This is a genomic window from Halobacillus amylolyticus (assembly GCF_022921115.1).
Lineage (GTDB): Bacteria > Bacillota > Bacilli > Bacillales > Halobacillaceae > Halobacillus_A > Halobacillus_A amylolyticus.
The window spans coordinates 1,340,666-1,353,325 of the sequence record NZ_CP095075.1 but is presented as its reverse complement, the minus strand read 5'-3'; the positions used below and the strand labels follow the sequence as shown (position 1 = coordinate 1,353,325).

Here is a 12,660-nt window from a genome sequence, read left to right as displayed (position 1 = left end):
CCGATTAGAACGAAGAAAATTATATCATGGTTTTCATGAATTTCCTAGTCCTATTTATAGGGGATTTATGGGGAATGTATCAAAAATGCCCCCTCATTGGGGAGCCCTTCAACTATTATGAAGAAAGTGTATAGAAATATTTGTTGATCATTTTCTTCAAGATTTGATTACTGATTAAGGTTAGCACCAGCAAGGTCACAAAGAGAATCATGGAAGTCATCCATAGCCCTTGAATGGCATCAATGTTCCAAAGTAAGACAATGACTGCTCCAAAGACAGCGACTTCTAAGATCAAAGCTAGAACACCGATCAGTCTCCCTTTAAAAATTTCCCGTTCATCGGTCCAGTTTAAATTAGGTGTATATAAATCGAGAATAGTACCGATTACGCTAGTGAACCAGTTGATAAGTAATGAAAGACAAATCCAAATAATGCCGATCATCAATGGAATTTTAACGAAAAATGCTATGATAGCAATTACCACAAGGCTTAACAGATTAATGAAAAAAGAAGCCAGGAGCTTGCTTAACATAACGGTCTCGGCTTGTATCGGCATATAAAGGTGATTGAACCAGCTCTTCCCGTCTCGTGAAACAGATGATATGGACGCGGGGTTGACACCTAATATGAAAACAGTAAATCCAACCATACTCAGGATCATTGTTTTTCCTTGAAAAGCTTCAAGCATCGTACCTATATTTCCAAAGGTGCCGCTTGTATCCATCACAATAATGACAATGAATAGCACAGGAAGCAAAAGCGATTGTACGATGATCTGGGTGAAAAAGGTGGGTGTACGCAGCATAATTCTCATCTCGCGGATCCAGCCAGAGTATACCACATTCCTTTTTTTCATTTTTTTAGTCATTTTTACATGATTGATGTTTTTCTTAGCCCCGCCTGATAATCCTAACACCCCTTTGAAGTATAACTTTTGTCCTGTCGTCATCATGAATAGGAGGGCGATGAGGCAAAGTACACACGTTAAGAGAAAGTAACCAACTCCTGCAAGGGAAGTAGGAGTTGTTAGACTGATTGAACTAAAGTAAGCGGTGGGAAAGAATTTAGTGACCATTTGTAATAAACTGTTTTGCTCAGCTACGAGTTGGGCAAGATCTTCACCAGCACTTGAACCTGATGAGTTTAAACGAATAACAACATTAATTCCAATTGCAAAAATAAACGTTAGTAATCCGGCAAAAATTTTCATGCGATCTTTGTTTTTGGATAGGTTTAGAAAACGCATGATGAACATCACGACAACAGAAGTTAGAACAAATGGAATGACTGGAGTAAGCAGCCATAAAATAAATCCGAAAATGTAATAAATGATACCTGCCCCGCTATGTACGCCGTAAATGATGAGTGCAGGGGCTAATAGCAGCAAATTTGTAAGGTATAGCGTTAGGAAGGGAACGGCAGCCTTTCCAAGCATTATTTGATAAGGCTGAAGAGGCAGAGCCACAAAGGATTCTACATCTTCTGCGAAGTAGAATGAGCTTAGTATGGTTCCTATACTAATAAAAATAAAGAGAAACGTGATGATTACAAATAGCAGGCCAAGAATAACATTTTCATTTCCAGTAGAAGCTAACACATCATACATGGAACCAATGATGCCATCTAACATATACAAAACGAAGAGAGCAAAAGGAAGCGCTACGATCGCTAAAAAAACATACCCTACTTTCTCATTCGTGCTTTTGCCTGCTAAAGAGAGCTGCATTTTGACCATAACTTGAATCAACTTTAACGTCTTAGCCATTTTGCGTCAGCTCCAAGAAGACCTTCTCCAGGTTATCATCCTCTTTGAATTGCTGCTTCATTTCCAGCATACTTCCTAAAAACTCAAGCTGACCATTGTTTATAATGGCTACTTCATCACACAGCTGCTCAACAACTTCGAGGACGTGTGTGGAGAAAAACACGGTTTTTCCTTTGCTTGCGTGCTCACGCATCATTTCCTTTAAGGTATAAGAAGACTTTGGATCAAGGCCGGTAAGCGGCTCATCGAGAATCCATACATCTGGATCATGGAGTAAGACACCGCATACGACAATTTTTTGCCGCATCCCATGAGAATAGGTAAGGATATGATCATTTAACGCCCCATAAATGCTGAAACTTTTTGTGAGATATTCAATTTTCTCTTGGCGGACATCCGTGGGTACACCGTAAACATCAGCAATGAAGTTTAAGTATTCAATGCCTTTTAAGCGTAAAAAAATATCTGAGCGGTCCGGCACATAACCAATTTTCTCTTTTGCTTTCATCGGCTGCTTTGTAATGTCGGATCCATTAATAATAATACTGCCTGATTCCACAGGGAGGATGCCTGTCATCATTTTAATAGTGGTAGATTTTCCTGCTCCATTAGGACCGAGAAACCCAAATATTTTACCGTCTGGAATCGTAAGGGATAGGTTTCTTACGGCTGTATTTCCGGGGAATCGTTTTGTGACTTGTTCAATCTCAATCATAATAACAGCTCCTTTCATTTCCATCTATATACAGTACGAATGAAGGAGCAATGCGTTTCAGTTTTTGATAAAGTGTACCATATGCACCTCGTCTAAATAGCGCTCAGGAAGTTTAATTGCCTTATGTTCCACACCATATTCGTGAAAACCAGCTTTCTCGTATAATTTTTTAGCTGCTGTATTGTCGCTAACTACACATAGTTGAAGCATTTCAATTTCAATTTCTTTCGCAAAACGTTGAGCTTCTTGTAAGAGTGCCGCGCCTGCTCCTTTTCCCCTGAAATCCAGACTGACATACATAGCTAGTATGGAAGCTTTATGTGCAAGCTTAGGTTGGGTTTCCTTCATTAAAGTTACACTTCCGACAATATTTTCCTCTGCAAAAACCCCAAATGTGTGCGAAAGATCTGATTCTAATCGGTTTGCTGTTGACTCAATTGGATTGGGACGCTGCTTTTCCTGTTCATAGGTGGTAATAAATGCATCGGGATTTGTTAAAAGGGCTTCTAAACGCAATTCGCGATAACCTTTGGCGTCTTTAGGTTCTAGTTGACGAATGATCATAAACGAATTCCTCCTCTAATTTTAATAAGGGTAGCGAACATTTATGGTAAAGTAAAGGGGGGAGTCAACTTTTATGTTAAGAAGGTGAGTCGATGAGGGAGAAGGAAAAAATGTTAGAGGGAAAACTATATCAATCTTGGGATGAAGAGCTCGTTTTTGAGCGGACAAGAGCCAGGCAAATTCTCCATTCATTTAATCAATCAAAGGTAACAGAGGCCCACAATAGAAACCAGCTGCTACAAAGTTTATTAGGCAGTGCGGGTGACGAGGCTTCCATTGAACCCTCCTTTCATTGTGATTATGGTTATAATATTTATGTGGGGAATCAGTTTTTTGCAAATTTTAACTGTGTATTTCTTGACGTTTGTAAGATTAGTGTTGGGGACAGAGTAATGATGGGACCTAACGTACAAATCTATACAGCTACACATCCTATGGACAGGGAGACGCGAGCAAGTGGACTCGAATATGGAAAGCCTGTTTTTATTGGTGACGATGTATGGATTGGAGGCAGTGCTGTCATTAATCCTGGAGTAACGATAGGGGATAATGTAGTCATTGGTTCTGGGGCAGTTGTTACAAAAGATGTACCAGCAAATGTTTTTGTCGGAGGAAATCCTGCGAAAGTGATAAAAGCAGTCGATTAAGCTGCAAAGGTAGTCGAAGTGACTATTTTCAGTTATCATACTTAAAGGTGAACGCATATATGTAAGGAGAATAGGAAGAAAGGGTTTGGAGCTATGATTAAAAGAAAAAGTAAACGTGAAATAGAACGGATGCACGAAGCTGGGAAGCTGCTTGCCAATGTGCATAAAGAGCTTCGTCAATTTATTAAGCCAGGTAAAACAACAATGGAGATTGAGAACTTTGTTGAACGTTATTTAGAAAAACATGGAGCAACCGGTGAGCAAAAAGGGTATCAAGGCTATGAATTTACAACATGTGCCTCCATCAATGATGAAATTTGCCATGGTTTTCCTAGGGAGGAAAAACTTCAAGAAGGAGACATTGTTACGGTAGATATGGTTGTCAATTTAAATGGCTTTTTAGCTGATTCTGCTTGGACCCACCCTGTTGGGAAGATTAGTGAGCAAGCGGAAAGATTACTTGATGTAACAAAGACATCATTATACAAAGCCATTGAAAAAGCACAAATTGGCAATCGCATCGGTGATTTAGGTCATGCTATTCAATCGTATGCAGAAGGAGAAGGATATTCTGTCGTCCGTGATTTTACAGGACATGGGATTGGCGAAACGATACATGAGGACCCTTACATTCCACATTTCGGTGAGGCAGGAAAAGGCGCTCGCCTAAAAGAAGGGATGGTTATTACCATTGAACCGATGATTAACATCGGTACGTATCAAAATAAGATGGATCAGAATAATTGGACAGCACGTACATTAGATGGTTCTCTCTCCGCCCAATATGAGCATACCATTGCGATTACTAAAGAAGGACCGCTCATTTTAACAGATCAAGATTAAAAATAAAGAACAAAAAAAGCTCCCGATTTGGGAGCTTTTTTATTATATTATGCTTTTTGAACGTTAGCAGCTTGTGGTCCGCGCTGACCTTCTTGAATTTCGAAGTTTACAACTTGACCTTCTTCAAGAGATTTGAAACCTTCTTCTTGAATAGCAGAAAAGTGAACGAATACGTCGTCTTGACCTTCTACTTCGATGAAACCGAAACCTTTTTCTGCATTAAACCATTTAACTGTACCTTCAACCATGAAAAATACCTCCTGTGTGGATCTTTTATCCACATTGTATTACTATTCTTGCTCTTCACAATCAAGACGAAAATTACTATGAAGCAACTTCTGTTCTATGAATCGTTTCCGAACAACAATAACTGCTATTAGTATAACAAATGAACAAAATAAATGATACTCATAATAGAAATTAATTGAAATTATGAGTAAGAATCAAAAAAGACTCCCGAAAAGGGAGTCTTTTAAAAGACAGCTTACGCTTTTTGAACGTTAGCAGCTTGTGGTCCGCGCTGACCTTCTTGAATTTCGAAGTTTACAACTTGACCTTCTTCAAGAGATTTGAAACCTTCTTCTTGAATAGCAGAGAAGTGAACGAATACGTCGTCTTGACCTTCTACCTCGATGAAACCGAAACCTTTTTCTGCATTAAACCATTTAACTGTACCTTCAACCATGAAGAATACCTCCTGCGTGGATTAAATCCACATTGTATTACTATTCTTGCTCTTCATATTCAATCAAGACGTATCGTTATGACGCATCTTCTCTGTTATGAATCATATCGAACAACAATAATTAAATTAATTATAACAGATGGTTTCAAAAAAGGAAAGTCCCTTTCAAAGTTTTTTTCAATGATGATTAAGATTGGGCAAAATAGGCGGTGTCAAGAACGTTATAGAGAGTTTGTTCTATAAACGCAGTGACTTTTTCTTCCGGGATGGCGGCAAGCTCACTCAGTGTTTTCCCTTGGTTAAGTAAATGTTTCACAGCTACCCAGCCGACAAAAATCGCTTCATTAAAAAAACCTGAAGCCCCTCGTCCTTTTGTAAATGAGTAGAGAGCCTCATAATCATTTCGTTTAATATGAGGAAGTAAGTTAATCATAATTCGATTTGGTTCCTGTTTGCATACATTCATCCAAGAATAGGAGGGTACTGATAGAGCAAAAGATGTATTCACCTTTTCAGCAGTATGCAATGCAATCCCTTCCTGTAATGTGATGTGGGCAATACTCTTAGCAAATGGAGAAGAATCTCCTAACTTAAGGCAATAGATAGCTCGTGCTAATTCCTTGGCTAGATCTAGTTGCTTCAAGTCTTTCTCAATTGGGTAATACAAAGTGATATGGTCGACATCGTCTGTTTGGAGAAATGGATCTGATTCAAAATTTCCTACAAAGAACACGATGGACATGTGTACAGTTGGTAAATAATTCAATTCTTCTTTAACTGCCGCGAGCAAGGTTGCAATTTCTTCATGATTCGGCTCAAAATGTTCAATACGATCGACGGCATAGGCATATTGTGGGAAGGCATGATCAAGCATGTCCTTAGACAACTGGTCATCTTGGTTTCCTGATTGAGTTACTGAAAAACCGTAGAGCTGCTTCCATAATTTAAAACGTTCATCAGGATGTGCCTTTGATGTAACCGCTTGATTGTAAAAGGCTAAAAACTCATCTTTTAAATGGGTAATCTTGATGATATCCACTTTTCTCCTCCTTCATTCTTCATTGATTGAGAAATTCTAATCGTTTGTTCCACACATTTTGGGCACTCGGGCAATCCAAATTAAATGACTATCTGACTTTACATCATAAATTTCACATGATGGGACAGTTGACTTAAGCAGAAGGGCTTGTGAATAGGGGACACTATTATCCTTGTGTGAGTACATTCCAAGCACAGGTGCTTGAATCTTACTCATATCAGCAACACCATGGTTGATATCAAGTGAAAATCCTTTTCCTGATTGAGCAGTAGTCAGCATATCAAATATAAATCTACGATCATTTGGTGAAAGCTGATCATAGAAATGATCCACATTTTCTGTAGTTAGTTCTTCAAGCATTTGTTTTATGACCATATCGGGAACTACTCGTAATAATGTTTTTATACTTCCCCAAAAAAATTTTTCACTTGGCCCAAATAACACTTTTGCCTTTCTTTTAGAGCCAATATCCCAAGGTACTGTTACAGCAGACTCCATAATTAGCTTTTCTACTCTTTCAGGATGGTGAACGGCTAATGCGATCCCGGTTGGACCAGCAGAAGATACCGCAATAACGGACGTTTTCCTTATTTTTAAATGATCAAGTATTTTTATCACAGTTTGGGAAAATTCCTCTGCGCTCCGCCCTGTTGATATATCAGTATGGTCATAGCCAGGCCGTGAAATCGTTAATAATGAATAGCCTTCATAGGTCAAGCTGCTATGAGATAAGTCCGTATCTCTTGTACAATGTCCACCTTTAAAAAGAAGGATGGTCGGGCCGTTACCCTCGTATGAATACTCTACGATCCCTTTTGCTGTATCGAATAATGTGGCGGCCACTTGTTTCATCCCTTTCTTAACTTTTTTCTTACCCTAAATATAAGCTATAATGGAATAAAATGAAACATCAGAGGATTCTGAAAAAAGGAGTGATCATATTCGAATTGTGTCGATTTGTCCCAGTAACACTGAAATTGTCGCGTATTTAGGGAAAGAGGAAATGTTGGTTGGTGTCGACAATTATTCTGATTTTCCTGAACAAGTGAACCAATTACCCAAGCTTGGGCCGGATTTATCGATTGATATCGATAAAGTAGCTGCATTACAACCGGATCTTGTACTTGCGTCGTTAAGTGTGCCAGGAATGGAGAAGAATATTGAAGGCTTAAATGAATATAACCTGCCCTACATTATTTTGGACCCAGGTACGCTTGAAGAAATTGCAGCAGATATAGAAAAAGTGGGTGCTGCCATAGGCATGAAGGAGTTAGGGGAAGAGAAAGCCAGCGCGTTCTTAAATGAAATCCAAACGTATCGACAACGAAGTAAAAATATAAGGGGGAAGCCAAGCCTTTACTGGGAGTGGTGGCCTAAGCCGATTTTTACACCTGGAAAGGGAAATTGGTTAACGGAAATAAGCGAATTAGCCGGCGGGGTGAATATCTATGCAGGGGAGCCTGCAGCAAGTGTCCAAACCGATTGGGAGGATGTAAGAGAACGTGATCCAGACCATATTTGTATGGTTTGGGTCGGAGTAAAGGAAGAAAAAATGAATCCGGACCTTTTAAAGAAAAGGCCCGGATGGTTAGACATGAAAGCGATCAAAGAAGATAGAATCCATGTGCTTGAGGAATCATTATACTGTAGACCCAGTCCAAGACTACTCGAAGGTTTACGAAAATTATACAAGGTACTTAACACTTAGAACGTTGAATAGCTAATGTAATTTGTCTTGGTGTTGAGGAATAGCATAGTCTTTAAAATTCATGGCTAATTGTGTGAGCTGTTCCTGCATGAGTTCACCTTCCATGGGAAGACCATGCCCAGAGAGAATCGTCTTAGGGTTCAGGCGGGCAATTTTTTTAACAGAATGCTCCGCTGCATGCCAATCATGGGTGAAATAGGCAGGCGGCCCATGGATATGTTGGCTTTGAATAAACACCGCCATGCTCGATTCCTGCTTTACCGTAATGACGGCATCACCTGAAACTAATGTACGATCGCGATCCCTGAAGAGCGATACATGTCCGGGGGTATGTCCAGGTGTGTGGACAATTCTCCATCCTTCTAGGTACGGTACAGATCCATCTTCAGGTAATGGGCGAACCCATTTGCTTAAATTGACCGGGTCTGTTGGGAAAAAGGGGGATAGCAGTGAAAACAATCCTCCTCCTATAGCCGAGTTTGCTACGGGATACGACTTTTCCCCTGTAATAAAAGGCATTTCAAGCGGATGAGCATAAATCGGAATATTCCAATGCTTAGCAAGTTCCTTTGCAGAACCGATATGATCGAAATGACCATGGGTAAGGATAACAGCTTTAGGAGGATGTGATCCAAATCGTTTTTCAGCGGCGTCAATAACTCGTTTTGAGTAATGATTCACACCGCAATCAATTAACACCCAGTCCTCCGAATCTTCTTTACCGATGAAAATGACATTCGCGATTAATGTTCTATAAAAGGCTACATCATCTAAGACTTGTTCAGCCTCTGCATGGGCCATGTGCCAGCCATCGTCCATTAAAGGCTGTTGTTCTTTATCCATAAACACCGCTCCTTTTCTTATAGTTTGTTTTTACATGGTCGGTTCTATTCATATCAAGGTGTAGAATGGGAGGGCTAGTATGAGAATTAGAAAGGCAGGACGTGACGATGCAGCAGCGATTGCTAAGATAAGTGTTGACACATGGAGAGCTACCTATAAAGGAATTGTTTCACAGGCGTTTTTGGATCAGATGTCCTATCAAGAACGAACAAATAAATGGAAACAGAAGCTTATCGATCCAAAGATGTTCAGTTATATAGCGGAAACAGAAAATGGGGAAGCAGTAGGATATGCTAATGGTGGAGTGGTGAGAGGGGAAGCTTCAGAAAAACTTGCGGAATTATATGCGATTTACATTTTACCTGATTATCAAAGGATTGGATTAGGAGAGAGGCTTCTCAAACCGATGGTACGTACATGTATTGATCATTCATTTGATCAGATGGTTGTATGGGTGCTCGAAGGAAACAAGGCAGCTTTATTTTATAAGGCTCTCGGTGCTGAAACATATGATCAAGATACGATAGAACTAGCGGGTGAAAAGTTGAATTTATTTGGCTATAAATTTAAAAACCTCAACGTTCTCCTGGGTAACTTAACGTAAGTGAAGCAGACCACTAAGCGTGGTCTGCTTTGGTTAATTAATATTTTTCAAGGATGGTTCGTTAACAGCTGATTTAGGTGTTAACGTTTTTCCAGTGATTCCAAATAAAATCGTTAGGATAGGGCAGAGCAGGCAGAAAAAAGTAAATGGAAGATACTCAATGACTGGTACACCTAGAACCCCTGATAGGAAAACACCGCAAACACTCCATGGAACGAGCGGATTGATGACTGTTCCTGCATCCTCAAGTGTTCGTGACAAGTTCTTTTTAGCTAACTGTGCCTTCTCATACATATCCTGATAGGCTTCACCGGTTAATAATATAGATAAATATTGCTCCCCTACTGCGATATTGACCCCTATGGCAGTAAGAGCAGTAGAAACGATAATGGAACGCGCAGAACGCAAGGAGTGTTGGATACGGGCTAAAATGGCGGGAATGACTCCTGTTACAAAGAAAAGTCCGCCTAAAGCCAATGCTAAGAGCACAAGAGAGACCGTAAATAACATTCCATTCATACCGCCTCTCGTTAATAGTTCATTTACAGCCTGGTTACTTGTATCAGCCGTGTACCCATTGAACCATATTCCCCATAGATTTCCCCATGGGAGGATGCCTCTGACCCCAGCAATCCCAGTAGCTGTTAGGCTGGTAACCGTGAGTGAAAGAAATGCTGGCACTTTACATATGGTGAAAATAACAAGAATACCCAATGGAATCCAAGAGCTCCAGTGCATCAAATTAGAAGCTATTAGTCCTTCTTGAAAGGAAGATAATTCTCTGCCTGACATATTTTGTGAAGGCGACAGAATAGCAAAAAGAATAAAGCTTATGACAAAAGCGGGAACTGTTGTCCATGCCATGTTTTTAATATGATCAAATAAATCCACTTTTACAACAGTAGAGGCCAAGTTAGTTGTATCAGATAATGGAGACATCTTATCGCCGAAAAACGCCCCAGATACCACAGCCCCAGCTGTTATGGCTAGAGAAATATCAGTAGATTGAGCGACGCCCATCATCGCTACACCTACTGTGGCCGCAGTTGTAAACGAGCTGCCTAGAGCAATTCCAACCACCGCTGTTATAGTAAAAGTTATCGCATAAAACCAAGGACCTCCAGCGATGAGAAAGGATGCATCCATGAGCACAGGGATTGTACCGCTGGCCATCCAGCTTGAAATAAGGATGCCTATGAGAAAAAATAGCAGAACAGCAGCCATTCCTGTTTGCGCTCCTTGAATCATTCCATTTTGCAGCTGGCTGAAGGACATCTTTTTAAGCAACCCGTATGCAAGCATCACCATAATACCTAGTAGGATAGGGATGTGTGGAACACTTTGTAACTGAATAATAAAATAGCTGATCATGCCTATAATTCCGATGAGTAAGAAGACTGATTCAGGCACTTTGGGCAAGTGCTTTGGTTGTAAATGAAGCATTAATGGTTCCTCCTAAAAACTACTCCCGGTGGAGCAAATATATATAGTGTTACTTAAACGCTTTTAAGTGGTGAAGTATATTGATACTATATGCTAGAAGAAAGGATTATGTCAACATATTCAGGAATCTGCTTGCCATAGATGAAAGCCAGCAGGCATTAGGTAAGAATCTTTCAGCGATTTGTCAGAATCGTTGGGAATTTGGACAGAATCTTTTTATATTAGGAAGGATCATTGTGATTTAAGTTAGAATCTTTCCTCCTTTGGTCAGAATCAGTGCAGGTTTAGTAAGAATCTTCAATCCGGGTCAAGAACCACAAATCCGGAAAATAGATACCTTTATTCTGACTACGTAATTGTGTATAATAGTGGAAATTTACAGACAGGGGATAGAACAATGGATTTACAAATAGTGGAAGCATCCCAAGGTTCAAATCGGTTACATATGATCAGACGCGGTATCATGGCAGGCATTCCTATCATGTTAGGGTATTTGCCTGTCTCCTTAACATACGGTGTATTAGCCGGGCAATCAGGAATGACTAATATGGAACTAACACTGATGAGTGTGCTAGTATTTGCGGGTGCTGCCCAGTTTCTGGCAGTAAGTATGATTGCTGCCGGGACGGGGGCAGTAGAAATTATTATCGCTACATTTGTGCTGAATTTTCGTCATTTTGTGATGAGTCTATCTTTTATGAACCGATTGAGGAATATAGCACTTAAAGCCAAAATTCCACTTTCCTTAGGTTTAACAGATGAGACATTCACAGTGTCCACTTTATATCGGAAAGAGACAAAGGAAGCCAATGGTTCATGGTTTTATGCTGCCTTAATTTTAACGGCTTACTTCTCATGGGTAGGAGGCTCCTATCTCGGAGGTGTATTAGGGGATGTGATGCCGTCTAGGCTTAGTGAGAGTATGGGAATTGCGCTATATGCGATGTTTATTGGTTTGTTAATTCCATCAATTAGAAAACATTATCGCATTGCAATCATCGCAGTTTTAGCCATGATCATCAATTTCCTCTGTCAGTGGTGGGGGATGAATCAAGGCTGGGCAATCGTTCTAGGTACGCTTATTGGCGGCCTGAGTGGTGTATGGGTATTAACAGATGAGGAGGATGAGGACAAATGATGATATGGGTGATCATTGGAATGGCTGTGGTGACGGCGGTTCCCCGTTTTCTTCCGGCGTTCATTATTGACCAGGCAAAATTTCCAAAATGGGTTGATCGCTGGTTAAATGCAATCCCTTATGCTGCGTTAGGGGCACTTATTTTTCCGGGGATAATAAGTGTGAAGCCTGAGGCCCCCAAATTGGTGTGATAGCCGCACTCTTTGCCATATTATTAGCATGGTTGAATGTGAATATTATTGGTGTGGTTCTTGGTGCAATCGCTGCTGTCTTTTTGATGACCCTGTAGGCACGTCGTGGGTGTTTGTGCATAACATATAGGGAGGCTTATAGAAAGGAATTGATCTCTTTATGCAACGACAATTCGGCTTGCCATGGGGGCCTGGACAGGGTGGTCCGGGTCAAGGCGGTCAAAGTGGATTCCCTGGATTTGGACCTCCGCAAGGTCCATCGCCGCAGGGACCGCAACAAGGTTCGCCACAAGGCTTTCCACCAGGTCCTCCTCCAGGTGGCGGTCAAGATCCTTCCCCTGATTTTCAAGGTTTTGGGGGCCTGGTATTCAAGCTGTCGATCCAGGTGCAATGTTTGGCTGCTTATATAGTTTTACTAGGGTTCGCTTAAATAATGGACGGAGATTTTGGTTTTATCCAATATTTATTGGGCGTA

The 12,660-nt window shown here is 40.5% G+C and carries 16 protein-coding genes; 7 read left to right on the top strand and 9 right to left on the bottom strand.

Annotated elements, in window-relative coordinates; all coding sequences use genetic code 11:
• Positions 1-115: 115 nt before the first annotated feature.
• Genes MUO15_RS07130 through MUO15_RS07120 form a run of 3 tightly spaced genes read right to left on the bottom strand, consistent with a single transcriptional unit; the run spans position 116 to position 3,044 of the window.
• On the bottom strand, positions 116-1,765 hold the full coding sequence (locus tag MUO15_RS07130) for a putative ABC transporter permease subunit (RefSeq protein ID WP_245034749.1): 1,650 nt from the start codon (positions 1,763-1,765) through the stop codon (positions 116-118).
• Complete coding sequence (locus tag MUO15_RS07125; RefSeq protein WP_245034747.1) at positions 1,758-2,480, bottom strand: ABC transporter ATP-binding protein; 723 nt, start codon at positions 2,478-2,480, stop codon at positions 1,758-1,760. The genes MUO15_RS07130 and MUO15_RS07125 overlap by 8 nt, the downstream gene beginning before the upstream one ends.
• Before the next feature lie 57 nt (positions 2,481-2,537).
• Positions 2,538-3,044, bottom strand: coding sequence for a GNAT family N-acetyltransferase (locus tag MUO15_RS07120; protein ID WP_245034745.1), 507 nt, complete (start codon positions 3,042-3,044; stop codon positions 2,538-2,540).
• A gap of 92 nt (positions 3,045-3,136) precedes the next feature.
• Here MUO15_RS07120 and MUO15_RS07115 point away from each other — a divergent pair, with 92 nt between their 5' ends.
• Positions 3,137-3,691, top strand: coding sequence for a sugar O-acetyltransferase (locus MUO15_RS07115; protein ID WP_245034743.1), 555 nt, complete (start codon positions 3,137-3,139; stop codon positions 3,689-3,691).
• A gap of 93 nt (positions 3,692-3,784) precedes the next feature.
• Positions 3,785-4,534, top strand: coding sequence for a type I methionyl aminopeptidase (gene map, locus MUO15_RS07110; RefSeq protein ID WP_245034741.1), 750 nt, complete (start codon positions 3,785-3,787; stop codon positions 4,532-4,534).
• A 47-nt stretch (positions 4,535-4,581) separates the two neighbouring features.
• On the opposite strand, the gene MUO15_RS07105 is transcribed toward map, so the two are convergent.
• From MUO15_RS07105 to MUO15_RS07090, 4 genes are all read right to left on the bottom strand, one after another.
• On the bottom strand, positions 4,582-4,782 hold the full coding sequence (locus tag MUO15_RS07105) for a cold-shock protein (RefSeq protein ID WP_079529279.1): 201 nt from the start codon (positions 4,780-4,782) through the stop codon (positions 4,582-4,584).
• Between the two features lie 236 nt (positions 4,783-5,018).
• Complete coding sequence (locus MUO15_RS07100) at positions 5,019-5,219, bottom strand: cold-shock protein (protein WP_079529279.1); 201 nt, start codon at positions 5,217-5,219, stop codon at positions 5,019-5,021.
• Between the two features lie 187 nt (positions 5,220-5,406).
• Complete coding sequence (locus MUO15_RS07095) at positions 5,407-6,258, bottom strand: hypothetical protein (RefSeq protein ID WP_245034739.1); 852 nt, start codon at positions 6,256-6,258, stop codon at positions 5,407-5,409.
• Positions 6,259-6,294: 36 nt separating this feature from the next.
• Positions 6,295-7,101, bottom strand: a complete 807-nt coding sequence (locus tag MUO15_RS07090) for an alpha/beta hydrolase (protein ID WP_245034737.1) — start codon at positions 7,099-7,101, stop codon at positions 6,295-6,297.
• A 97-nt stretch (positions 7,102-7,198) separates the two neighbouring features.
• Between MUO15_RS07090 and MUO15_RS07085 the strand changes: the two genes are divergently transcribed.
• Positions 7,199-7,966, top strand: coding sequence for a cobalamin-binding protein (locus tag MUO15_RS07085; RefSeq protein WP_245035888.1), 768 nt, complete (start codon positions 7,199-7,201; stop codon positions 7,964-7,966).
• Positions 7,967-7,978: 12 nt separating this feature from the next.
• Here MUO15_RS07085 and MUO15_RS07080 read toward each other — a convergent pair whose 3' ends face one another.
• Entirely contained in the window at positions 7,979-8,809 is an 831-nt protein-coding gene (locus tag MUO15_RS07080) for an MBL fold metallo-hydrolase (protein ID WP_245034735.1), read from the bottom strand.
• A gap of 79 nt (positions 8,810-8,888) precedes the next feature.
• Here MUO15_RS07080 and MUO15_RS07075 point away from each other — a divergent pair, with 79 nt between their 5' ends.
• A complete protein-coding gene (locus MUO15_RS07075) occupies positions 8,889-9,413 on the top strand; it encodes a GNAT family N-acetyltransferase (RefSeq protein ID WP_245034733.1) in 525 nt (174 codons plus the stop codon).
• 33 nt (positions 9,414-9,446) lie between these two features.
• Here the strand turns inward: MUO15_RS07075 and nhaC are convergent, their stop codons facing one another.
• Positions 9,447-10,856, bottom strand: coding sequence for a Na+/H+ antiporter NhaC (nhaC, locus tag MUO15_RS07070; protein WP_245034731.1), 1,410 nt, complete (start codon positions 10,854-10,856; stop codon positions 9,447-9,449).
• A 397-nt stretch (positions 10,857-11,253) separates the two neighbouring features.
• On the opposite strand from nhaC, the gene MUO15_RS07065 reads away from it, so the two are divergent.
• From MUO15_RS07065 to MUO15_RS07055, 3 genes are all read left to right on the top strand, one after another.
• The gene (locus MUO15_RS07065) at positions 11,254-11,994 is read left to right on the top strand and encodes an AzlC family ABC transporter permease (protein WP_245034729.1); all 741 of its coding nucleotides are present in this window, start codon (positions 11,254-11,256) and stop codon (positions 11,992-11,994) included.
• Complete coding sequence (locus MUO15_RS07060) at positions 11,991-12,185, top strand: AzlD domain-containing protein (protein ID WP_318036202.1); 195 nt, start codon at positions 11,991-11,993, stop codon at positions 12,183-12,185. Before MUO15_RS07065 ends, MUO15_RS07060 begins: the two co-directional genes overlap by 4 nt.
• Before the next feature lie 160 nt (positions 12,186-12,345).
• Positions 12,346-12,615, top strand: coding sequence for a hypothetical protein (locus MUO15_RS07055; RefSeq protein ID WP_245034727.1), 270 nt, complete (start codon positions 12,346-12,348; stop codon positions 12,613-12,615).
• Positions 12,616-12,660: the final 45 nt, after the last annotated feature.